The organism is Candidatus Erwinia haradaeae (assembly GCF_900698885.1).
GTDB lineage: Bacteria > Pseudomonadota > Gammaproteobacteria > Enterobacterales > Enterobacteriaceae > Erwinia_E > Erwinia_E haradaeae_H.
Genome location: NZ_LR217706.1, coordinates 1 through 26285 on the forward strand (window position 1 = coordinate 1; position 26285 = coordinate 26285).

At 29.7% G+C, this 26285-nt stretch carries 14 protein-coding genes and 2 pseudogenes; 6 read left to right on the forward strand and 10 right to left on the reverse strand.

The genetic code is table 11. The annotated features are described in order from the left end of the window. Window positions 1-427: 427 nt before the first annotated feature. Window positions 428-1066 carry a thiamine phosphate synthase gene (gene thiE / locus ERCISPPS3390_RS03290; protein WP_197095421.1) on the reverse strand — a complete coding sequence of 213 codons (639 nt, stop codon included), beginning with the start codon at window positions 1064-1066 and terminating at the stop codon, window positions 428-430. 1288 nt (window positions 1067-2354) lie between these two features. Between thiE and ERCISPPS3390_RS03295 the strand changes: the two genes are divergently transcribed. Further along, entirely contained in the window at window positions 2355-2906 is a 552-nt protein-coding gene (locus tag ERCISPPS3390_RS03295; protein ID WP_197095422.1) for a phospholipase D family nuclease, read from the forward strand. A gap of 1424 nt (window positions 2907-4330) precedes the next feature. Here the strand turns inward: ERCISPPS3390_RS03295 and ERCISPPS3390_RS03300 are convergent. After that, window positions 4331-4825, reverse strand: coding sequence for an Hsp20 family protein (locus tag ERCISPPS3390_RS03300; RefSeq protein WP_197095423.1), 495 nt, complete (start codon window positions 4823-4825; stop codon window positions 4331-4333). Window positions 4826-5477: 652 nt separating this feature from the next. Here ERCISPPS3390_RS03300 and ERCISPPS3390_RS03305 point away from each other — a divergent pair. Next, complete coding sequence (locus tag ERCISPPS3390_RS03305; protein WP_197095424.1) at window positions 5478-6530, forward strand: FAD:protein FMN transferase; 1053 nt, start codon at window positions 5478-5480, stop codon at window positions 6528-6530. Between the two features lie 497 nt (window positions 6531-7027). Further along, window positions 7028-7729, forward strand: a complete 702-nt coding sequence (gene gpmA, locus ERCISPPS3390_RS03310; RefSeq protein WP_197095425.1) for a 2,3-diphosphoglycerate-dependent phosphoglycerate mutase — start codon at window positions 7028-7030, stop codon at window positions 7727-7729. Window positions 7730-9912: 2183 nt separating this feature from the next. Here gpmA and bioB read toward each other — a convergent pair. After that, window positions 9913-10846, reverse strand: a pseudogene (bioB, locus tag ERCISPPS3390_RS03315) (biotin synthase BioB); the annotation flags it as partial. 141 nt (window positions 10847-10987) lie between these two features. Here bioB and bioA point away from each other — a divergent pair. Together bioA and ERCISPPS3390_RS03325 are read left to right on the forward strand one after the other, a co-directional pair. Continuing rightward, complete coding sequence (gene bioA, locus ERCISPPS3390_RS03320; protein ID WP_197095427.1) at window positions 10988-12280, forward strand: adenosylmethionine--8-amino-7-oxononanoate transaminase; 1293 nt, start codon at window positions 10988-10990, stop codon at window positions 12278-12280. A gap of 104 nt (window positions 12281-12384) precedes the next feature. Beyond that, window positions 12385-13569 carry a NupC/NupG family nucleoside CNT transporter gene (locus tag ERCISPPS3390_RS03325; protein ID WP_197095428.1) on the forward strand — a complete coding sequence of 395 codons (1185 nt, stop codon included), beginning with the start codon at window positions 12385-12387 and terminating at the stop codon, window positions 13567-13569. A gap of 1617 nt (window positions 13570-15186) precedes the next feature. Here the strand turns inward: ERCISPPS3390_RS03325 and thiD are convergent. From thiD to ERCISPPS3390_RS03385, 7 genes and pseudogenes are all read right to left on the reverse strand, one after another. Next, window positions 15187-15993, reverse strand: coding sequence for a bifunctional hydroxymethylpyrimidine kinase/phosphomethylpyrimidine kinase (gene thiD / locus ERCISPPS3390_RS03330; protein WP_197095429.1), 807 nt, complete (start codon window positions 15991-15993; stop codon window positions 15187-15189). Window positions 15994-16887: 894 nt separating this feature from the next. Then, on the reverse strand, window positions 16888-18042 hold the full coding sequence (thiH, locus tag ERCISPPS3390_RS03335) for a 2-iminoacetate synthase ThiH (RefSeq protein WP_197095430.1): 1155 nt from the start codon (window positions 18040-18042) through the stop codon (window positions 16888-16890). Further along, window positions 18026-18832 carry a thiazole synthase gene (locus ERCISPPS3390_RS03340; protein WP_197095431.1) on the reverse strand — a complete coding sequence of 269 codons (807 nt, stop codon included), beginning with the start codon at window positions 18830-18832 and terminating at the stop codon, window positions 18026-18028. The genes thiH and ERCISPPS3390_RS03340 overlap by 17 nt, the downstream gene beginning before the upstream one ends. A gap of 3 nt (window positions 18833-18835) precedes the next feature. Next, window positions 18836-19039: a sulfur carrier protein ThiS gene (gene thiS / locus ERCISPPS3390_RS03345; RefSeq protein WP_197095435.1), complete on the reverse strand. Its 204-nt coding sequence runs from the start codon at window positions 19037-19039 to the stop codon at window positions 18836-18838. A gap of 48 nt (window positions 19040-19087) precedes the next feature. After that, entirely contained in the window at window positions 19088-19834 is a 747-nt protein-coding gene (locus ERCISPPS3390_RS03350; protein WP_197095432.1) for a HesA/MoeB/ThiF family protein, read from the reverse strand. Between the two features lie 769 nt (window positions 19835-20603). Further along, window positions 20604-22412, reverse strand: a pseudogene (gene thiC, locus ERCISPPS3390_RS03355) (phosphomethylpyrimidine synthase ThiC); the annotation flags it as partial. A 2337-nt stretch (window positions 22413-24749) separates the two neighbouring features. Next, window positions 24750-24878, reverse strand: a complete 129-nt coding sequence (locus ERCISPPS3390_RS03385) for a hypothetical protein (protein WP_269319459.1) — start codon at window positions 24876-24878, stop codon at window positions 24750-24752. A gap of 83 nt (window positions 24879-24961) precedes the next feature. On the opposite strand from ERCISPPS3390_RS03385, the gene repA reads away from it, so the two are divergent. Then, complete coding sequence (gene repA, locus ERCISPPS3390_RS03360) at window positions 24962-25858, forward strand: plasmid replication initiator RepA (protein WP_197095434.1); 897 nt, start codon at window positions 24962-24964, stop codon at window positions 25856-25858. Window positions 25859-26285 lie beyond the last annotated feature (427 nt).

Below are 26285 nucleotides of genomic sequence, written 5' to 3' on the forward strand. Positions count from 1 at the left end.
TTTAAAAATAAAATTAAGATAAATAAAAAATTTTTTGATAACATACTGTAGGTTTTACTGTAGGTTTTACCTAATACAAAAAATATATATAAAAAATTTATATATATAATATTTTTATTGAAAATTTAACTTTTTTAAAACAAATTATCTTTAATGACTAAATTTTATTTAAAAATGCAATATTTATATTATATATAATAATTTAAATATTCTCTGATAATATGCAGTAAATAATAATTTTAACAACACAATAAAACTTGCATTATATCGCATAGATTCATCTGTCACCGATCAACTTATAACTTTTAATAGACTATTAGTAATATTAAATTTTAATAACAATTAGTATGTTTTAAAAATACATTTAAAATCTATTAAAATTATTTATATTCTTGCATTTTGATATTTATTAATATAAAAGATCCATCTAATGTTCACGACCTTCAATTTTTAGTTTTAAACTAGCTGTAGCTTGACGCCAATCTGTTGCACAAGTAATAGCACTAACAACTGCTATACTTCCAACACCACAGGCTAACACTTCATCTACCCGATCAAGAGTAATGCCACCAATAGCTACAGTTGGTATATCTGTTAGTTTACTCACCATATCTTTTAATTTTGATAATCCTTGTGGTTGCGATGACATTTTCTTAGTAGTAGTAGGAAATATATGCCCAAGAGCTATATAGGAAGGACCCCAATTTAATGCGCGTAGTAACTCTGTCTCATTATGAGTAGATAGCCCAATACGTAAACCAAAACGACAAATAGTACTAGCATTAGCTTTATCCATATCTTCTTGACCTAGATGCACACCATAAGCTCCATAACGAATAGCTAACTGCCAATGATCATTAATAAATACTCGAGCTTGATATTGCTTACCTAAAAATATTGCATTTTTTATATCTGAAGATAATTGTTCTGGCGGTTTATCTTTTAAGCGTAGCTGAACAGTCGTTACACCAAACTCTAGCATTCTCCTTAACCATAATAAAGAATCAACTACCGGATATAAACCAAGACGATGTGGAACTGATAAAAAATTATTATTAAAATTCATATTAATTCCTATAATTTTAACCTAAAATATCTTTATTTTACTTTATATGATTTTTCATTTTAAAAGTTTTATTCTTTAATATAAAAAATTAGTAAAATCTCAAATTTTTTAAAAATAAATTTTTAAAATAAGAATTATTCTTCTGTGTTAGATGATATATTATAAAATAAATCACAAATATTTTATTAAAATAAAATAACAATTCTAGAATCAAAACATAAAAATAATAAAATATTAATAAAATTATTTATAATTCAATTAATAAAATGAAATTTTCATAATTTATATTATAAATTAAATAAAACTAATATTATTAATAATAAATTAATAATATCTTTAAATTCTGGGTATTTTTATATCTAAAAAACTATTTACCTGACTTGCTATTATAAATTTAACATTATGTTTAGATATATATCTAAAAATATTTATTAATATTAGATAAAAAGATAAAATTTTGTATATAAAAAATTTTATATAAAAAAATCAGTTTATACTAAAATAAGTCAGTAAGATAATTACGTATATATTTATTAGTAATATACTAAATATTAGTTATAGAACTAAATATTAGTTATAGAACTAAATATTATTTATAAATACTAATATCTAATTATTTATAATATATGCGCAATATATAATTATTTTATTTTAACAAAATTAATTAGCACTATACTATTATAGTATTTGAATTTTAAAAATAAATAAAATAAATATTATAAACTTACTAAGAATAATAGATTTATGAATGGGTGTAGATCATTTTTAAAAAATGATCTACACCCATTCATAAATCTAATAAATAAATCTTGCGATAGAAGTAATGTTTCTAAAATTTATACAATAGCTCTACAAATATCCTGTTAGGAAATTAATATGATTCATTAATTTTTAAATAAAAATATAAAATAAATCCTAATTTTAATATTCATTATTTAATTATTAATTATATTAATTAATAGAATGGACAGAAAAATTTATATAATTAATAAATTTATTTAAAAATATAGATAAAATTTAATAAAAATAGATGAAGTGATCACAATAAATAAAGTTATTACACTGATTAAAAATAATAAAAATTATAATTAACACCTAAATTTTAAATTAAACAAATAAATAAAAAAATTTATTAAATATGATTTCGATCACGGAAATAAATAAAAATATAACTATTTTATAAAATTTTTATGCATTTTAATTTAAGAAACTAAATAATTTTATAAACTATAAAAATTAACCAGAAAAATACAATAATATCTATTATTAGTAATAAAAGGTTTTAATTATGAAAATAAAAAAATTAGCAAAATTATTATTTTTAATAACCCCCTGCTTTTTTATTGTAACACCATTACCTACAATTATGGCAAGTACTAACATGCAGGATATAGTGGTTGGGTTTTCGCCTGGACAAACAGCGAAAGAAATTATTTTATTAGCTATTTCAGAAGCACACAAGTCAATTGATATTGCTGCTTACTCTTTTACTAGTAAATCTATTGCACTAGCTTTAGTTGATGCACAGAATCGAGGTATAAATGTACGTGTAGTAGCCGACAAGAAATCAAATAGCAGTAGATATACTGCTGTAACCTATCTAACTAATCATCATATTACAGTAAAATTAAATGAAAAATATGCTATTATGCATAACAAGTTTATTATTATTGATGGACATTCAGTTGAAACTGGGTCTTTTAACTATACACAGAGTGCAGTAGAGCGTAATGCTGAAAATGTAATTTACTTGCGTAATTGTCCAAAAATTTCCGAAAAATATATGATAGAATTTAATCGTTTATGGCAAGAATCTTTCTATATAAAGCCAACCTATTAATTTTAATTATAATTTAAAATATAAAATTTTTTTTTAAATTTATTTAAAAAATTAAAAATAAAATCAAAACTATAAATTATATCATTTATTAACATTACATATAAAATTAGAATAAATATTCTCATCTATTATTGTTAATAACTATTATTAAAGAAATAGATATTTTATTGTAATATACTAGCTACTAGTAAATAATTTATAGATTTTTTGTAGTAATATAATTACTCCATATAATTATTAAAAATAAACAATTATTAAAATTAATCTAAAACTAAAAATGTAAGTATTTTATGTATATCTTTTATAAAAAAATTTTTAAAAAAATTTTTTATATATTTATATCTAATAATTTGAAAATTATATTTCCTACTAAAACAAATGTCTAAAATTTAAATATAAAATATTCGTTAATCATTTTAATTTAATTGTAGTATTAAAAGATATTAAATATCTATTTTGTGACCTATATATATATTAAAAAAATAAATTATTAAATTTTTATTAAAAATTATTAGAATAATAAAAGACATCATATATGAATAATTACTTTATTTCATTCAGTAAGATCAAACCTATTACAATCAATAATATATCAAATATATTACATTAATATATTCTATATTCATAATAACATGTATTACACTTTATTATTAAAGTGGTTGCATTTGTATGATTTTACAATAAAAAAATTAGAATTAATTACCATCTAAAAGATAATATTTATTATTAACACTAAATATATATTCATATTTTTGTGAAATAAGTAGTTATAATCATAACTGGTACATGAATTTTCTACTAAAAGATTATAAATTTTTTGTGTTATATACTATATATAATGAAAGATTAGTCAATCTATAATGTTAATATTTAGATCACTCTTCAATATTAGAGAAATAAAAATAATATAATTCAATTTGTTTTCTAAAGAATTTAGAAACAACAAGCACCTCATAGAGAACATTTAAAATGTATAAATGCAAAAACCCTGATAGAGGTGATGATCTTGGCAGACTTCACTATCAGGGTTTTGCGAATCGCAAATGTGTACTCAAAAAGTATAATTATAATATCTCTATATAAAATACTAAGCAAGTATTTAAAAACTTTTAGCTATAATATTTAAGAATATTTAATTGTTGAAATATTTATCAATCATTCCAGTCAAGATCGAATTATAAGAAACCTTCTCGCTTCTAGTATCTATTTGACATGAAAAATACCATTTATAACCGCTATAGTAAAAATAATATAAAAATATATTGTGATATAGAAATAATTAAAATAAAAATTTTTTTATGTATTTCTACTAAACTAAATTAAACTAAACTAAGAATTTTTAAAATCCATACCTAAAGCGCAAATATATTTACTATAACAGGTTAATATTAAACTAATTTTAATTCTTGATAAAGACCTTATAATTAATTTCCTTGATGCTCTATTATCTTAGGTTTTGCAGCGTCTATAGAGATTTTAATTTTTTTTGGTTTTTCTTGTTCTGGGATATCATAGGTAAATTTTAGTTTTAATAATCCATGATCCAGAATAGCTTCTTGAATATTAATTCTATTTTCTAAATTAAAGCTAAGAGAGAATTCTTTTTTCTTGAAACCCTGATGGAACCATGTGACTTCTTTTTCATCTGTAGTAGCACCTGATTTTTCAGGTTTTGGTATGCCTTTAAGGGTTAATTGATTGTTGAGTACTGATATATCTAATTCATCTTGTGTATAACCAGGCACACTTAGCGTCATTTCATAATATTCTTTGTCTTTTTGAATTAAATTATAAACAGGTGTATCTGTTACAGGAGATTCACCTGTAATACGGCTAAAAAGATTATCCATTTGTGCAAAACGATCAGATAAAAGATGATTACTCCATGCCGGAATAAGAGAGAATGAGCGATAAGTCATAGTATTCTCCTATAATACATATAAAGTTTAGAATTTAAGATGAAATAATTCTTATAATATTATTATGGGTGTCATTAGTATTTTTTCAAGGTCTTTATTTTAACAGAAAGTTGTATTTTATATATTGTTTACAATTAATGGCTTTTTCAGAAATATTATAAAGTTTTTATACCCTTGATACTAAAATAATTATAGAAAAAATTTAAAACTACTGATTAAACTTTGTGTGATTTAAGTAGATAATTTCATGATTAATTAAAAAATTTTCAATGTATATGAATATAAGAATAAACGTAAAAATAGTTTATAAATTAAAAGCTATAGCTTAGCAATAAGATTGCTACCATATATCTAAAAAATCTCTTTTTTTGGTAAATTTCATATATCTAAAAATATAAGCGTAGTAAGACTTTATTTAAAATTGCTATAATGACCAGAGTAAAAAAATTTACGATGATTAATATTACCTTAAAAAGAACAATTTTTACAATTAAAGCAAAAATTTCATAAGGAGTGAATTTTATGTTAAAAGTATTTTAAAAAATGTTGATTAATTATATATGCCTGTATTAAATATTTATTTAATTAATATGCACAAACAATTTAAATAATTTTAATATCTTACCCATAGCTACCAAGGTTGCGATTATTCATGAATAAGATATGGCAATGTTTTATAGGCTGTATCCTAATATTTTTACAGATCCCTTCTGCTAATTCTCAAAATCTTTTATATAATGAAAAGATAGTATTAACAGGCCATACCATGGGAACAAACTGGAAGGTTAGTGTTTCAGGAGTGAACTCAATAGACAAACACACCCTAAAATGTACTATACAACACATTCTTGATAAAGATAACGATCAATTATCTACATGGAAAAATGACTCAATAATCTCAAAATTTAATAAATATCGTGGTATAAACCCACAACTTGTAACGAGAGAAATAGCAGACATTATCACTCAAGCGTTACGTATCGGTTATCAAATGAATGGAGCGATGGATATTACAATTGGCTCCCTTGTAAATTTATGGGGTTTTGGACCTAAAGGATTTCTGATTCACCTTCCAACAGAGTCACAAATTAATACAGCTCGCGCTTTAACGGGTGCTCACCATTTAAAAGTGATAAATATTTCTAATCAATCTTATTTGTATAAGGATTTACCAGAGATCTCTATAGATCTCTCTAGTGTAGGAGAAGGTTTTGCAACTGATCATTTAGCACAATTTATGGAAGACAAAGGAATTAAAAACTACCTTGTTTCAGTCGGTGGCGCCGTTCGCGCTCATGGTCAAAAAAGTAAGTATAAAAATTGGAAAGTTGGTATACAAAAACCAACAGATTTAGAAAATTCTGTGCAAGATATTATTACATTAAATAAATGTGCTGTCAGCACTGCTGGAACCTATCGTAATTATTATGAAATAAATGGACAACGATTTTCACATTTAATTAATCCAGTTACTGGACGGCCTACACAAAACACTCTTGTATCAGTTTCTGTTATTGCCAGTACTGCATTTGAAGCAGATTGCTGGGATAGCGGCCTTCTCATATTAGATGTAGACAAAGCTAAAGAATTAGCGCAAAAATATAAAAAAGCAGTATACTTAATTTCTCAGAATGGCGATAAATTTACTACTTGGGTCTCTCCAAAATTTTCTGCTTTTATTCAATCTTCTAAAGTTATATCATAACTTTTGTATTTTAAATATTCTATTTTCTTAATCAAACAAACATTTTTAGTAGCTTTCAAAAAAGCTGGGATTCGGTCTAACATATCTTTTTTAGAGAGTTAATGGTATATTAATAGATATCATTAATATAAAAACTTTCTCAGTAGATTGCATTAATTTTTACTAAAATAAAATTGATAGTATAAAATTATAGATGATTACTAAAAGCATAAAATATATTAATTAGTTCTTTTATATTATGATTTTTAAAATACGTATCAGCTATTACTATTTGCTAATAATTTTTATCTATATAGTGATACATATATCAAATTTTCTATTTTTAGAAAAAAAATTACCTGTATAACTCCTTAATGTACAATATTAGTATTTTATTTTTTACAAAAACTTTATGTGACAATAAACTAAAGACTAATATTAATAGTCTATATATAGACTATTAATATTAGTCTTTAAAGCACTATTTAAAATAAAAATCTAAAAAGGAATATCTGTTTATGTCTATTAGTAAATTAGTCTTAATACGTCATGGAGAAAGCCAGTGGAACAAGCAAAATCGTTTTACAGGATGGCATGATATAGACTTAACAGAAAAAGGCCAGAAAGAAGTAAAAGATGCAGGTAAATTGCTAAAAAGCAAGGGCTTTACTTTTGATCTGGCTTACACCTCACTTTTAAAACGTGCTATTCACACTATATGGTTTGTGCTAGATGAAATAGATCAAGCATGGCTGCCAATAGAGAAAACATGGTGTTTAAATGAACGTCATTATGGTGCTCTGCAAGGTATGGATAAAACTAAAATCGCTATAACATATGGTGATATACAGGTTCAGAAATGGCGTCGTAGCCTAACTTCTGTTCCACCTGCTCTTGATCGTATTGACAAACGTTTTCCTGGTCATGATCCGCGTTATTCTTTATTAACGAACGAACAACTTCCTGTTACTGAAAGCTTAAAAATGACCATGAATCGAGTACTACCTTACTGGAATAAAACAATTCTTCCACAGATAAAGAATGGTAAAAAAATTATTATTTCTGCACATGGAAACTCTCTTCGTGCATTAATAACATATCTAGACAATATTTCCGAAGAGGAAATTCCTAAACTTAATATACCAACTGCTATTCCATTAGTGTATGAGTTTAATAAGGATTTTAATCCTATTAAACACTATTGGCTAAATACTGCTTAATAAAACAATCTAAAAATATAAACATAAATTCAATTAAAATCAGAAAAAACATTATAGTTAAGAGTGCTCTTTTTTAAAATTCTAATGAATGGTAAAACTGATCTATTAAAGAATTATTAAAAAAAATCAAACACTATTCATTTTAATTTTTTTCAAAAAACCATCTATTTTATTTTATTTATAGTGATTACATCAAAACTATCATAATTTTTTTAAAAATTATCACGATGTAATATTGTCTTATTATTTACGTATAGTGATGTATATAGAACATTTTAACAAAAATAGTATTTAAAACCTAATTATATTTACTTTACTGATACGTTGTAAATATCTAAATAATTTCATTTTCTTTTTATAAATTTTTTAAAATTAGATTAAATAAGCTATTATCTCTATTTCTTTATGTAGTTTAAATACTAAATGTTCTAAATATTAATCAAGTTATGTAATATTGATTACATAATTAAAAATTTGTAGATATAAGATATAGTTAAGATAAAAAATTTTATAAAAACACTAAAAGATAGTATCTAATACTAAAAGTAGTATCTATATTATTTAAAAATCTAAATATAGAAATACATTTTTTTGATTATTTAAAAAAAATAATATTTTTGATGTTAACTAAAAAATTTTTAATATTATCGAAGGTATAAAAATTCGTAAAATGTTTTAATGTAATAAAGATTACCACGCTAAAATCTGCTAATGTATGATTAATGCGTGTAATATTTATTACACTTATATTTAACCTTATTTACGAGTATTGACTCATGTTGACTGATAAACATAAAGATACATACCTCATATACAATTACATATAAAAAGAAAAAATATATGTAAATTATAAAAGTAAAAGAACCTGCTAATTTTAACAAGTTTCACTAGTACACATATCACATAAAAATATGATAAAATATTTAGTGTAATTTGTAATTAGATAATAGTTTACTTTATTCGAAAGTATTCATATGCAGATAATATGCATAGATATATGATGATGTATCATTATGCACTATTTTTATTTAATTTATGACACAAAACACTTGAAGGATGAAGATGTAATAGAGAGCGCGCCATTATACTATTAGATACTATCTCCGTAAAATATATATATCTGAACTAATCTTCATTAGATAAATTAGTAAACTTCCTGATAATGTCATCATTCTATCATTCTGATATCAGATAATCTTATATAATTTTTACTGAGCAAGAGATTAACTTAAGTATATAGTAAGAAAAAGATTAAAGTAAGTGTATGTTTTCTATTTTTAGGTTACGCAATCCTATAAAACATATTGATATACGTGTTTTTACTTTCTAACCCTTACTAAAGGTGTCTTTGCAAGAAAAAAAGAAAAACAGAATATTTCATTCTTTCTTATAGAAAGCAAAAACCCTGATAGGGTAATTATCTTGGCAGACTTCACTATCAGGGTTTTGCGAATCGTTAGTGTACGTATTCAAAATTATAGTACATTAAAATACTTCAGTAATCAAGCATTAGATAATATTTTTACTATTATCTTTGTTAAGAGTATAGAGATAGTATGTAATTAAAATTAATAGCATATTATGATATATAAGTCTTCTTCTACTGCATGTATATCAAAATCTGATATACATTATTGGTATATTCTAAAATATTCAATAATAGAGTAAAAATTTAAGAAATTAGCTTAATCTTGTGATTATAACAATAGATCTACAGCATTGAATATATTGTATATCTATTTCGTAGTGTCTAAAAATAATCCACTGGTAGACATTTACAATCTACTTCTTGCATAAAAAGTAACTATCATAGTTTTTCTTTTAGTGCATGGCATAAGTTATTAACTACTCCATAAAAATAATTATATATCCTATATAATATAATAAATCGTCCTATTTTAAAATCTAAAGATTATCTATCTTTATAGATAAGTATTTCTAGATATTTACATAATATTTTATCATCTTAAAAATATGAAAAATCTTGAAGTATTGGTTTTACCTGACATTAATATATTGATTTATTATAGGAAGCAATTATAAATTGCACCTCTTTATTCGATAGAAAGTCCAAGCATATTAATCTGCAGCATTATAGTACTGTGTGGTATTAAAAGGTACTATCTTCTTGGTAAGTTCATTTATATCTTCAGCATCGCTTCTAGCAGTAGATACACATTCAATAGTAAGACCTAACTTATTAAAAAGAGAGATATCACGATCTTCTTCAGGGTTAGGTGTTGTAAGCAACTTACAACCATAAAAAACAGAATTAGTGCCAGCCATAAAACATAGTGCCTGTGTTTGATCATTCATTTTTTCTCGCCCAGCGGATAGACGAACATAAGATCGTGGCATCATGATACGTGCTACTGCAATAGTTCGGATAAAATCAAATGGTTCTACTTCTTCAATGTTAGAGAGAGGTGTCCCAGGTACCTTTACTAACATATTAATTGGAACACTTTCTGGTGGTTCCGGCAAATTAGCTAACTGAACTAGCAACCCTGCGCGGTCATCAATAGTTTCACCTAGACCAACAATCCCCCCAGAGCACACTTTTATACCTGCTTTGCGAATTGCACTGAGTGTGTCTAGCCTATCTTGGTAACTTCTAGTAGTTACTATGTTAGAATAAAATTCTGGAGAGGTATCCAAGTTATGGTTATAGAAATCCAAACCAGCTTCCGCTAGACGATTTGCTTGTCGATCATTCAGCATTCCTAATGTCATGCATGTTTCCAGTCCTATTGCTTTTACGCCCTGTATCATTTTTTCAAGCACAGGAAGATCACGATCATATGGATTTTTCCAAGCCGCCCCCATGCAAAAACGTGTTGAACCAGAATCGCGTGCCTTACGGGCAGCATCAAGCACTTGCTCTACTTGTATCAGCTGTTCGCTATCTATATCAGCGCTATGTCGAGCACTTTGCGGACAATACTTGCAATCCTCTGGACAGGATCCTGTTTTAATAGATAGGAGTGTGCTAACTTGAATCTCACCAGGTTTAAAATATTTTCGATGTACTTCCTGGGCATTAAAGAGTAAATCAAGAAAAGGTTTATCAAACAGCGCTCTAGCTTTCTTTAAGGTCCAGGGTTGAAAAGTTGGCATAATAGTTACCCAGATAATATGTAAGGGAATAGATAGTTGTAAGTATAGAGTTTGTCGCTACACTGTCTACAATGTATTTCAATTTTATTTGATAGGATCCTTCAATGCATACTAATTACCTATATTCGATAGGACATATTCATGCAGCCTGATGACCTCGATTTTGATAAGCGACATATTTGGCATCCTTATACATCCATGACTCGTCCATTACCTACTTATCTGGTTGTTTCTGCTGATGGTTATGAATTAACTCTGAAAGATGGTCGTCGATTAGTAGATGGCATGTCTTCATGGTGGGGGGCAATTCATGGGTATAATCATCCAGTGATTAATCAGGCGATGAAGAATCAAATAAGTCGTATGTCACATGTTATGTTCGGTGGTATTACACATCCCCCCGCGGTAGAATTATGTCGTCGATTAGTAACATTAATGCCCTCTGGATTAGAGTGTGTTTTTTTAGCGGATTCTGGATCAGTAGCTATAGAAGTAGCTATTAAAATGGCGCTACAGTATTGGCAGGCCAGCGGTTATCCGCGTCATGAATTTCTCGCTTTACGTCATGGTTATCACGGCGATACATGCGGTGCAATGGCAGTCTGTGACCCTGAAACCTCCATGCATAGCATATATCATAGCTACCTTCCATCTAATCGCTTTATTGAGGCACCAAAGCGTAGCTTTAGAGAATCATGGGAGCCGGGCGATGAGGCGTCCTTTTCTGCACTATTTTCTAATCATCATCAAACGATAGCGGCAGTTATTATGGAACCAATTGTCCAAGGGGCTGGTGGAATGCGTTTTTATCATCCTGAATATCTTCGTGTAGCGCGAGCTTTATGTGATCAATATGGTATCTTATTAATTGCAGATGAAATAGCAACTGGCTTTGGACGCACTGGAAAATGGCTGGCATGCCATCACGCTGACATTAAGCCAGATATTTTGTGTCTTGGTAAGGCCTTAACAGGAGGAATGATGACTCTTTCTGCCACACTTACCATCCGTCGCATAGCAGAAGCCATTAGTGATAGCGCAGTAGGTTGTTTTATGCACGGTCCAACGTTTATGGCGAATCCATTAGCATGTGCTGCTGCTAATGCTAGTTTATCATTGCTTGAAGATGAAAGTTGGCGTCAAAGAGTCGAAGCAATTGCCTCTCAGCTGAATAAGGAGTTATTACCTTTAATTAACCATCCAAGGGTTTTTGATGTTCGGGTTCTTGGCGCTATTGGAGTAGTGGAAATTATGCAAACAGTCAATATAGCACAACTACAACATTGGTTTGTAGAGCACGGTGTATGGATTAGACCTTTTGGTAATCTTATTTATTTAATACCGCCATATATTATTTCTTCAAAAGCTCTTACAATACTTATTAATGCTATTTCTACATCATTAGATCAACCAGAAAACTTTTCCTACTCTTAACTATATGAAATCAATAGATCATTTTAGATGAATTCTGGAATGTTAGTTCATTATAATTAATATAGAAAATGTCATCAATATATCCGTTAAGGTAGAACACATACATGTCCCGAATTCTTCACTTTTTTTTAGGATTGATCATCATTCTCTTACTGGCCTTGCTAGCAAGCCATAATTATAAAGAGATACGCATTCGGTACGTTATACAATTACTAGTAATGGAGATGATTCTTGGATGGTTTTTTCTTCATGCAACATCAGGTTTAAATTTTATTACAGGATTTTCAATTTTTTTCGAAAAATTACTGAAATATGCAGCACATGGAACTAATTTTGTCTTCGGAAATATGAGTGATAAGGGATTGGCATTTTTTTGGCTTGACGTTTTGTGTCCGATCGTATTTATTTCTGCACTTATTGGTATTCTTCAATATTTTCGTATATTGCCAGTCCTCATTCGTTTAATTGGCACTGTATTATCAAAAATTAATGGTATGGGTAAACTAGAATCTTTTAATGCAATTAGCTCACTGATGCTTGGTCAGTCAGAAAATTTTATTATGTATAAGGATATTCTTGGTCAAATTTCAGAGCGTCGAATATATACAATGGCTACAACTGCTATGTCTACGGTATCTATCTCTATTGTTGGGGCATATATGACTCTATTGCAGCCTAAGTATGTGGTAACAGCATTAGTGCTTAATATGTTCAGTACTTTTATAATTTTATTATTAATTAATCCTTACCGTATTCATAGTACAGAAGACCTCAATTTAAATAATAGTCATATAAGACTTAGCTTCTTTGAAATGCTCAGTGAGTACATTTTAGCCGGATTTAAGGTTATAGTGATTGTCGCAGCAATGCTAATTGGTTTTATCGCATTAATCTCTGGTGTTAATGCTTTATGTGAGTTCCTGTTTGGGATTAGTTTTCAAAGTATTCTAGGCTATGCGTTTTTCCCGCTAGCTTGGATTATTGGTGTCCCAAGTAATGAAGCATTATGTGTAGGAAGTATTATGGCGACCAAACTAGTTTCTAATGAATTTATAGCTATGATTGATTTACAAAAAATTGTTAAAACATTATCTACTCATACAGAAGGGATCTTGTCAGTTTTTTTAGTATCATTTGCTAATTTTTCATCTATTGGTATTATTACAGGTTCTATTAAAAGCTTGAATGAAAAACAAGGTAATATAGTATCTTGTTTTGGTTGGAAGTTGTTGTATACTGCTACTCTAGTTAGTCTCTTATCGGCTACTATTACAGGATTGATTCTATAATATATAGTATAGGATATGTATCATGTATAGCTGTTTTTATCTATAAAGATATTTTCGTAATTCTATCTCTATATGAAGTAATATTACTGAATATGTTATTCCTAATCATTAAATGTTTTAGTAATCTTATTACAACTATCTACTTATTCATATCACTATAACTATGATGCTAAATAAACACATTAAATGATCAGATTAGTGCTTTTCAGCACACATGTTATTCTGGTATTTTAGTCACCATGCAGAAAATATTAAATTGTTTTTCTACCAAAAATATGGATTCTTGATAAATATACTTCGCTTATGTGGTTTATACTATAATAATTTTATTATTATAGTAGTGTGATAGCTAATGAATAGCTTGACACCTTATGACCTTATGATAGATATAAGTGATGCAGAGACCCTGTAGGACATTATGCGGGTCTGCAATAATTTTTTCTTGAAAAAGTTTGAGACTATATCTAATAGTCCCAGTAATTATATTAAATACCATTTAGAGAGTGCAATGTTACTTTAACATGAAGATTTTTTAAAAAATTTTTAAATAATTTAGTTTTTGCAAGAATAATTTACTGCAGTTTATTAATCATAACCCTTCCCGATCTCGAAAATATCAGATAGAACGATATTCTATACTAATATATTACAAAAAGTTGTGTATTTCAAAACATTTATTCTTCAGCAATATCCGTGGATTTTTGATAATCAGTTACTTTCTTCTATAGAATATTTTTATATATTCTATAGAATGTTAAAATTACTAGTTATCACATTGTCTTTATGCGTGAATATTATGTACGTAAAACGCAACATATAGTTATATTGTTCTTTTTAGGATACTTGAGTAGCTTACTTTCTAAAAGTTAATTGTATAAATATATCTTTTAAATATACCTCAGATTTTAATTATTATTCAGTTTAAAGAATTAGAAAATTAACATAATTTTCAGTACTTTAAGTATTGTTTTCGACAAACATACAAAGATGATCGATTCACCTATTGTAATAGGTTCTGTATTATCCTTTTTATACATATCTAATAACGTAATGTATTATCTGATTAAAAATATTTTTTCTATAATCTATTATTAAAAGTAAATAATTTTATCATGTAAACATTAGGTTTCTAATTATTTTTTACGGTTATTGGAACTAGAAAGTAAGTTGAAATACAAAGTTCAATATTATTAAGAATTCATTACTAATGACTTACTAAAAATCTTTTTAAGATTACTTTTACGTGTAGAAGCCTGATTTACCCATCAAAACACAAGTATTTAATAAAAATTAAAATATAACTTTTAGTTAATATTTATTATTAAAGGTACTGAGCAAACTTGTTTATCTCTATCCTGCAATAATCTTAGCTAATCATAAAAATCATTACCTAATCTGAAGGGTGGTATTATGAGTTAACTATCGTTGAAAAACTAAAGTATAAATAGTGCGTTGTGACGTTAAGATTTCGAGAAGATAAAGGCATCGAGAATTTATAATAAATATTGTCAGCGAGGTGGATCATAATAGAGAAGATAGCTAAATATATTAACTACGGATAAGGTTAATATCTGGGATAATTTTTCTAGATTAAGGTTGCATTTCTATGATACTTCATTACCACCACTCATGAAAATGATGTACAGGTCCGGTACCTTTCCCTATAGATAAACTTTTTCCATGTATGAGCGCTTTTTGGATCCATTCTTTAGAAAATTTTAAGGTTTGTGACCAATCTTTATAAAATGGCTGCTTAGCTGCTAAGGCAGCTGATAGGGTACATCCTGTACCATGAGTATGTAGAGTTTTCACTCTTAGAGTCCTAAAACACCATTCTTGATTTTCAGTTATCAGCCAGTCAGGACTTGATAACCCCATAAGATGACCGCCTTTGATCACTATTGCTTTACAACCAAGTTCGAGTAATTTACGGCCCTGTTGACGCATTTGAGTTTCATTTTTAGCTATATTACAGCCAAGAAGTGTTGCTGCCTCTAGCAAGTTTGGGGTGATTATTGATACCAATGGTAATAATGTCTCTCGTAGTAAAATTATAGCATCTTTATCTAGCAATATATCACCACTTTTAGCTATCATAACTGTATCTAAAACTACCCAGGGGATTGGATATTCTATTAATTTTTCAGATATTACGCGAATAATCTTAGCTTGATTAAGCATACCAATTTTTACGCTATGGATGCATAAATCACTTAGAACGGAGTCTAATTGAGCTGCTACACATTGATCACTCACTGGATAAATTGCTTGTACGCCCTGAGTATTTTGTGCCAAAACAGCAGTAATCACTGTTGCACCATAGACACCTAATGCTGAGAAAGTTTTTAAATCTGCTTGAATACCAGCCCCTCCGCTAGGATCGGTGCCAGCAATACTCAAAACATTATATGTTTCATTACTCATGACTTATCTGAGCTCTTACATGAATGAGTCGCTACATTATAAATTTTTATCAGTATAATTTTTGTAACGACTATGTAATATATATGGAAGATTGTAGTAATATTAATTATAGCCTAGTATTAATTATTTATTATATATAACGATTTTAATGTCGGTGATTGCCATATAGATACTATGATTTCGGATAATAAATGCCATATATAAATATCAGGATTACTGGAATTCCTATAACTGAATATATGGTAAAATTACGTCAATCTTAAGTTAAGCTGTTATATTATTTATTTTTTTAAATACTTTTTTAAATGCTTAAAATAATTATAGCTCAACTGTCTGCTTATTAAATCAGGTTGTACAACTAAACTTCTAGAATGGAGCGAATGTACTAAGTATCACTAAATGCACTAAGTATCACTAGTAGATTGTGATATCATATCAAAAATAGCACCATTCTACATTAGATAACATTTGCAAGGGACTTATAGTATATCTATTTTGAAGTGTTTAATTAAAAATTAATGTAGTAATTGCATGTGTGTTATTTTCTCTATAAGAAAATAAAAATCATAAGTTTACAAAATTATAGTATATTATATTTTTATCTTTCACATCATGATCATGATATATAAAAACTAATCAAATTTATAGAATATCATAACATCTAATTAATATTAATTTCTACTTTTACGCGAATCTATCTTTCTAATGTTTTTGCAAGAATGAAATATTAATTGATAACTTATTATGTACACGCTCAATAAAAGTAAAATATAGTTTATTATGTTAGTCAGTATATTTTTATATATCTACACCTACTTATAGATATATTTATAATATTCAATTATTTAAAAGAAAAAAGAGACTTTTATTATTTTATTTTTTAACTATTGGTTGTTATATGTTTTTCTTTGTCGACAAATATGACATTGAATGACCAAGATAGGGGTCCCAGTCCTTCCATACAGGTTGCAAACCAGATAATCGCAGTACTTGCGCTATCTCTTTCGGAGAACGGTTATCATTTGGAAGAAATTGTTCTAATTCTATTGGATTATTAGTATAACCTCCTGGTTGAGTTTTAGATCCAGCGCTAATGTTATTGACCACAATTGGAATTGTATGATCACGGAAATATGGTGATTCTCTGGTTGATAGGGAGATCTCAACTTCTGGTACTAAAAGACGAAATGCACACATAACCTGAAGAAGCTCAGCTTCACCTATTGTAGATAAAGAGTCTATGGCGCTACCGGTAAAGGGTCGTAAGCGAGGAAATGATAAAGAATAACGACTTTTCCAGTAAGTTTTACGAAGATAGAGTAAGTGTTTAGCTAGTATATAACAATCTGTTCGCCAATCATCTGATAATCCTATTAGTATTCCTAAACCTATCTTATCTATCCCGGAACGAGCTAGGCGATCTGGGGTTTCTAGTCTCCATAAAAAATCTTGTTTCTTACCATAGAGGTGATGATGACTATAAGTTTCTGTATGGTATGTTTCTTGATATACTAAAACGCCATCTAAACCAAGCTCTATCAACTCTTCGTAATTTTCTTGCAGCATCGGTTGAACTTCCATTATCAGAGAGCTGCAATAATTCCTAATTAACGGTACATAACGCCGAAAGTACTCTATACCTACTTTAGTTTGATGTTCACCTGTAACCAGTAAAAGATGATTAATTCCTTTAGCATGAATAGCTTCGCATTCTTTAATGATTTCCTGTTTACTAAGAATTTTGCGCCGTATGCGATTTTTCATTGAAAACCCACAATAAGTACAATCATTAGCGCAAAGATTAGATAAATACAGTGGTAAATAAAAAGTCACAGTATTTCCAAAACGCTGTCTAGTAACTGTGTAAGCTCGTTGGGCGATAGATTCTAAATAATTAATACCTATTGGTGATAATAGAGCCATCATTTCCTGTAAACCAAGATTTTCCAGCATTAGCGCTCGTTCTACATCTTGTATGGTTTGCTTGTGTATGCGTGAACTGATGACATCCCATTGTATTTCTTTTAGCTTGTTAGAAAAGGTCTCCATTACATCGTCCTCCCGATGTTGATAGAGAAGTCAAAAAACTAGTTAGTGGACTTGTAGGTCTCGCCTGAAAATAACGTGACGCTAAACCTGCTTTTCTAGATAACTCACCAGCTTCTGTCGCTAGTCGAAAGGCATTAGCCATAGCAACAGGATCTCTTGATACAGCAATTGCAGTATTTACAAGAACTGCATCTGCCCCTAATTCAAGAGCCTCTAATGCCTGACTGGGGCTTCCAATGCCCGCATCAATTATAACTGGTACTTGAGCTTGCTCAATAATAATTTTTAAGAAATCACGGGTCTTTAGACCTTGATTGGACCCTATCGGTGACCCTAGGGGCATTACTGCTGAACAACCTACTTCAGTGAGATGTCGACATAAAACGGGATCAGCACTGCAATAAGGTAAAACTATGAACCCCTCTTTTACCAGTTGCTCTGCCGCCTTTAGAGTTTCTATTGGATCAGGTAATAAATACTGAATGTCCGGATGAATTTCAAGTTTAATCCAGTTTGTCTGTAATGCCTCTCTTGCTACTCTAGCTGCAAATAAGGCTTCTTCAGCGGTTTTTACACCTGAGGTATTTGGTAGTAAGCGGACGCCAGCTTTTAAAAGCCCTTGTAGCAAAGCATCATTGCTATTATCATTTATATCCACTCGACGCATAGCTAAAGTAACTAATTCGCTTCCTGATACAGAAATAGTCTCTAGCATTAATTCAGTGCTACTGAATTTACCTGTTCCGGTGAATAATCGAGATCGAAATGAAATACCAGCAATAGTGAGCATGACTTAACCTCCAGCGATCGCTTGGAACAAAAGAATATCATCACCGTCTTTTATTTGATAATCCGACCAATTCTGTTGTGGAATCACAGTTTGATTCAGTGCGAGTGCCATTCCAGAGCTACTCTTATAAAATTGGTTAGAGAGAAACTCTGTGATAGAGAGCGAGTTTTGAAGTTCCAGAGAATGGTTGTTAAAGGTAATCTTGATCACATTGATCTCCTTGAACATCGGAAAAACTAGTATAGTGTTTGTGCTTTAACTCACTGAGCATATTGGGCAATGAGTATTCCGACTAAGACGCAAGGTTTGCCATTTCAGTAATATTCCATCAAAGAGATATAGTTTTCCGGTGGATGATGTTGATATGCCACATAAAAGTTTAATAGCCTCTAATGCTTGTAAACTGCCCATTACCCCTACTAATGGACCTAGTACTCCGGAATTACGACAATTATATTGCTTTTCTTGTTTAGACGGAAAAAGACAAGCATAACAACCGTTTTTCCAAGGAGGAGAAATGACTAATATTTGACCATTAAAGCCTATTGCACTAGCGCTAATTAGTGGCTTATTAAACTGGATACAAGCAGCATTAATAGCATGACGGGTTATCATGTTATCACTACAGTCCAGAACTAAATCTGCGTCTGAAACTGATTGATCTAGCCATGTTCCCTCTAACTTATGTGGTAATGATATATAAAGAATATTAGGGTTAAGCGCGGTTAGGTTTTGTGTTGCTATCTTTGCTTTTAACTGACCGATTTCGCTTGTTTTATAGAGAATTTGACGCTGCAAATTAGAAATCTGTAACAAATCATAATCAGCTAAAAGTAATGTACCTACACCAGCCGCCGCTAGATACAGAGCAGCTGGTGAACCTAACCCTCCAATGCCACATACTAAAACCGTGGCAGACTTTAGTCTTTCTTGTCCTTCAGTGTTTACCTCGCTTAATAATAATTGCCTGCTATAGCGTAAAAAATCCTGATCGTTAAGCATGAGTCCTCTTAAATTGCTAATGAAGTGTAATCTTTTAGATATCTTTTTACATTATTTTTTCTATCTGTCATAAAATTCTATTTCACTTGTTAGAACAAGAATCTATTATTACAGGTGCCTCATTAATGCTGCAAAACTTTAAGGATCAAGTGATACCTTGTTCGTTATGTAAAAATATAACTATGATTAAAGCTGTCAGGATTTTTGATCAACGCTTGTATTAAGATGATTTTTTCATTATAGAAGCCGATATATAAGATAATTATCGCTTTAGATAGCAAGATGTATCTTAGTATGTTGTCTGTGACCATTCGGATTTTAATGTGAACCTATTTTTAAATATTATATTAATATATCAGAGATCTCTGTATCTAAAATGGTTAGTTATTGAGTATGTAGCAGCAGACAATATAACTATAAAGTCTAAAAAAATAAACTCCTGAGGTCTCTTATGTATATTATATATTAAGGCATGAGTTAATACTGTATAATGTCAGTTCATGTTATAACAATGTGGAATATCATGAACTGAATAAATGAATATGTCCTCTGTCATACTAATAACGCCACTTCTTTTATATAGAACATGAAATAATATAAAGAACCTCCTTCATGGCTTTGTATTAGTGCATTACGTAACGTATAAAAATAGATAGATTTATGTATATCAAACATTGAGGGGTGATGTAATTCTATTATTCTGAATACAATAACATCACTTTTATATTAACTAGCTTAAAAAATTTAATTATTTAGGATTACTATTTATGTAGTCACGGATCTCTTGGGAGATACTCATAGAACAAAACTTTGGACCGCACATAGAACAGAAGTGCGCGCTTTTACCAGATTCCTTTGGAAGTGTTTCATCATGATAAGTGCGTGCAGTAATAGGATCTAGCGCTAAATTAAATTGATCTTCCCAGCGAAACTCAAAGCGTGCTTTTGACATAGCATTATCACGAATTTGTGCGCCAGGATGCCCTTTAGCGAGATCAGCCGCGTGAGCAGCAATCTTATAGGTAATAAGTCCTTGTTTAACATCTTCTTTATTTGGCAAACCAAGATGCTCTTTTGGAGTTACATAACATAACATGGCGCAACCAAACCAGCCAATTAGCGCAGCACCAATACCAGAAGTAAAGTGATCATAACCAGGAGCGATATCAGTAGTTAAAGGACCTAAGGTATAAAATGGTGCGTCATGGCAATGATCGATCTGTTCGGTTATATTTTTTTGAATCATGTTCATTGGAACATGACCTGGACCCTCAATCATAACCTGCACATCATATTCCCAGGCAATTTTAGTTAACTCTCCCAAGGTATAAAGCTCAGCGAACTGCGCTTTATCATTAGCATCATGCACTGAACCAGGGCGCAAACCATCCCCTAAAGAAAGTGATACATCATAAGATGCACATAATTCGCAAATATCTCGAAAGTGTTTATAAAGAAAATTCTCTTGATTATGTGAAAGGCACCATTTAGCCATAATTGACCCACCTCGCGAAACAATACCAGTTAAGCGCTGAGAGGTCATGGGGATGTATCGCAATAGTACACCGGCGTGAATAGTAAAGTAATCTACTCCTTGTTGTGCTTGCTCTAGCAATGTATTACGAAATATCTCCCAGCTTAAGTTTTCTGCTACGCCGTTTACTTTTTCTAACGCCTGATAAATAGGTACAGTGCCAATAGGAACCGGACTATTTCTTAGAATCCATTCACGAGTTTGATGAATATAACGACCTGTAGATAAATCCATAACAGTATCTGCTCCCCAGCGGGTAGCCCAAACTAATTTTTCTACTTCCTCCTCAATTGAAGAAGTTAACGCAGAATTACCAATATTAGCATTGATTTTTACTAAAAAGTTACGACCGATAATCATCGGTTCCAACTCAGGGTGATTAATATTTGCAGGGATAATAGCGCGTCCAGCCGATACTTCTTGTCGAATAAATTCTGCAGTAATATTTTTTGGTGTTGCTGAGCTAGAAAATGTTTCAGGATATTTTAATTTTAGAGGATCACCATTAATTTGGCTATTCGCCATGTTCTCACGTAATGCAATAAATTCCATTTCAGGAGTAATTATTCCCGCACGAGCATAATGCAACTGAGTAACGCGACGATATTTTTTTGCACGACGAGGATGATGCAGCGTTGTAAAGCGCATATTTTTCATTTCTAACATCTCATATTGCGCTTTTTTTTCACTCGAAGTTAATTCATTGATATATTCACTATCTTGACGATTATCAATCCAATTCGAGCGCAGTCGATGAATACCGGAACTTAGATCTATGGTTATTTCTGGATCTCCATAAGGTCCAGAAGTATCATATACTTGAACCGGTTCATTCTCCTCGTAGGTGATATTCTTATCTTTTCCGCGGATCGGACTAGGACTCAGGTGTATTTCACGGATAGGTACTCGAACATTGCTTGAGCAAGCACTTTGTAGATAAACTCTCGTAGAATTAGGAAAAGTGCTACTTGTTATAGACTCTATGAAAGTTTTCGCTTTCTTACGGTTTTCACGGCGTGAGGTGAAATTTTGTGATGATAGCATCATCAGTTCCTCAAAAAAATTATAGGAAGTGCTTTTATTTTTAGAGTAAAACTATCTTACATTAGATATAATTAGATTCGTTGATAACGTGAGCTTACTCTCCATTTTTAAATTATTTTTATGACATAAATATTATGTTAGTTGTTTCTATCTTCTTTGAAGTCTCTTTAAATGGATAATAGTGGTGACTGATCATGAAAAGGTTAGCTGTATGTCAAAAATTTAATATTAAACGTCAATACTTTCGATTCTGTACACCTAGTGATATAAAAATTTTACACAAAATAAGTAACGACTTTGCTTATTGATATTTGTATTCATATCTGCAAATTACGCTGAAATTAATTTGATATAATGCAATTGTATTTGGTATAGTGCAATGATGTTATAAAACAGTAAAGTTTATTTTGACGAAAAATTTTTTTAATTATATGTTATACTATAAATTATTTTTAAATTTTTTTTATTTGGAAACATGTTTCTTGAGAGGTCTAACTATCATTAGGAGTTTTCTTAAATCATTTTATGATCAAGTAGAGATGATGAATTATGTATCAAGTAATAATACAAATATTTTTAGATTTGATGAGTTTAATGTATATAGGCTAATAAAGCGTTTTTAACAACACCACTGTTATTGTACATTGTACATTGTACATTGTACTCAGTATTCCGTTCTCAGCATTTAAGAGAAATTATTCTCAATATTATTATTTTATTTTCATAAAGATAAATTATACCTATAATATAATGTACTTATTTAATAATCTAGAGTCTTTCTGTGAATATGCTGTTTTTTGATGGGGTGTTTTGACATCGTCAAAAACGCTTTGTAGGTTACAAATATCTGAAGAATAAATGTTTATAGTATAGTATAAATATTAATTTATATCCAGATGTGAGCTACATGTTTTTATTTTTTTCGCTGTATATCTGTATATAATCTCAGTGTGACGTTTTTTTGTTAAAAGGCGAGCTTAATTAATCTGAAGATCTTAAGAATACACTATGTAGAAAGATATAAAATCTTTCTTTATCAGATGACATATGTCTCGATCTATATAAGATAAAAATCTATTAATCAAACATAGATCACCGATTTAGATTAGGTAGAGTGTAACTAAAAAATAATTGTTAATTAAGGCTAATAGATAAAAATAAATTTTATTTTATTGGGCGTCAAGTATTTATCGGTTTATACTACTGAAGGTGAATCTATAGCTTTCTTTCGTTTTTTTAAATTTTTAAAACAGTCGCTTAATTAATTTATCTAGATATAAGTTTAACTGATAATAACATATTTTTATTGCCAGATTGATAAAAAAATATTATTTTGCTATAAATAAACAATGATCAGATTATGATTAAATCAGTTTGCATCGTTGTTGCATGTGACTAATTTAATTTGATGGTATTTAGAAAAAGTATTTTACAAGAAAAGAAAAATATTTCATACATAGACATAGTGGATACAGGATAACAAACAAAATTAATTCTTTATCTTAATAAAAGTAATTGAATAAATTATATATTTGATGTTTTATGTTTAAATGAAAAAATTTTTTGAATATTATTTCAAATTAAATAACCATTAATAGTAAGAGATTTTAGATTCTACTTTCTGTTTCTTAAGTTCTGTTACTTATCTGAATAATATTAACTTAGGTGTTAACATATCTCTTGCGGGCTAACTGCTAAAGCGCTAATATAAAATATGACAGAGTAAAATTCTATTTTGTTCAGTAGATAATTTAGAGACAATTATTTTAATATAAAAATATGATTTATCTGTTGATTTAAGTTATAGTTATAGAAATAGGTTTAAATAGGTTAGTTTTAAATAGGTTATTCAACTTTCTGCATCAGGAAGATAAACTGTCATATTTTTTTAGTCAAAAGACAGAAAAGAAAATTATAGCTTAATGCATTAAAACGAGAAAAAATTACATAGTTTATTATTTTGTAGCCAAAACATATATAATTGGCATAAAATTACGCTAACATATATTTCTAATAAAATTTAGTGGTTATTCAGGAAGTTATTCTGGAGAAAAAAATCCATCAAGATGAGAAAAAATCATGTTATCACCATAAAAATTAAAATCTTTACCAGAAATACACTGGATTAGCTGAATAAATAAAAATTTTGGTGACTATATAATAGTTACTTTATGATATTTAACCAATGCTTAATGCAGCCACAGCGATAGAACAGCTCGCTGATCCGCTTTTAAATTAGATTCTGCCAAAATAGAAAGTTTGTCATTAACGATATGACAGAGTTTCAACTAGTTTATGAAGACCATACGGATAAATTCTGCTGTACAGGACGCTCCCCTATAGTGAGCAGGTGCCGGGAGAAAGAGAAATAAAACCCTCATTCTCCCAAATGCAAAGAACCTGAATAGGGTGATCTCGGCAGACTTCACTATCAGGGCTTTGCAAGTCGTTCAAGAACGTATTCAAGAAGGATACTGGCCAAATGAACGCTAGCAATCAAGTGTCTAATCACACTTCCACCATTAGTTCTGCCATAAGTGCAGGGAGTGGTGGATAATCTAAGCTTTTTTACTGCCTCTCAGGCTAAACTTCGGACGTCTAAAGCGCATTGTTATGTAAATAATCCATATCCATGCTATCGTCCACCAAAAGAAAACGTAAAGCCTCCTCGCATAATTTGCGCTATACGTCAGGCAGCTCGTACGAATGCCCCTTCAAAACACCCAATTTGGCGGGTAGCACCTCGTTATCATCCTATCACTCACTCAGTACTGAACAATCAGCGGGCGATGAATTCGCATCGTTCCCGTGCAATTGATGCTATTATTGAATGTTTAGCGGCGCATGTAAATATTGTGACTGGTAAGGTTCATATGTCTTTAGCGCAAATCTCTGATGCATGTGGTTTAACGACCTATAATACGGCCGGTAAACCCTGCTACAGCCGAACAAGTCGTGCTATAAATGAGCATCTTGAGGCTATTGGAGCTATTTTTTGTGATCGGATATGGGACAAGACGACTGGCTCTTATATTCCAAATATGATATGGGTTACTAAATTATTTTTTGTTTTAATTAACTATGAATATGGTAAATACCTATCTGCACAAAAACAACAATTGTCCTGGGAGAATCAAAAGTTACGGCAAGCAGGAGAAGGGCCAATTACTCTGACTGAAGCGCGTCGCCGGGCTAAGGCAGAGCACATTCGAAGAGCTTTCACATTTCGAACTCAAAAACTAGCACGGAGTAAACAATATCGCCGTGCTAGAAAACTTGAAGCCATGGATGAGAGGCAAGCTAGGGGGAGTATTCTCCAAGATCTAGTGAAAATTTACCGAGTAGAAGAGCTTGGTGCAATGGGGTACATCGAGTTAAACCGGATGATTACACAGCGCTATCATGCAATGTGCAAGCTTGCAAGTAGCACCCCGAGAACTGGATAATCCATAGATACAAAAAATTTATACGCTAAATGCGTAGGCCTTTTCTCGCCCTTAATGATATCATTGTTAAGTTCCTAAATTTTTTTTAATTTTTTTTTTTTTTATATTAACTAAATGGTTAAAAATCCATTTTCTTATAGAAGAATTTTGACTTATCCACATATTAATGCAAATGGGTTTTTTAGTTAAATGCATTCTAAGAAATAGATGCAATATATACATAAAAAAAAAAATACAGAAAAAGAAATTAATACGAGAAAGAAAATTGTGTATAACTTTATCCTCAAAATAAAACTCTATTTTGATTTATAAAAATCATACGTAAGCATCCTATTGTCTATGGACAGATATCATAAAAAGGGGGGGGTAAATTCTTTGAATTGATAACTAGTAATCGTGTTTTTTAAATTTATCTATTCATTAAATT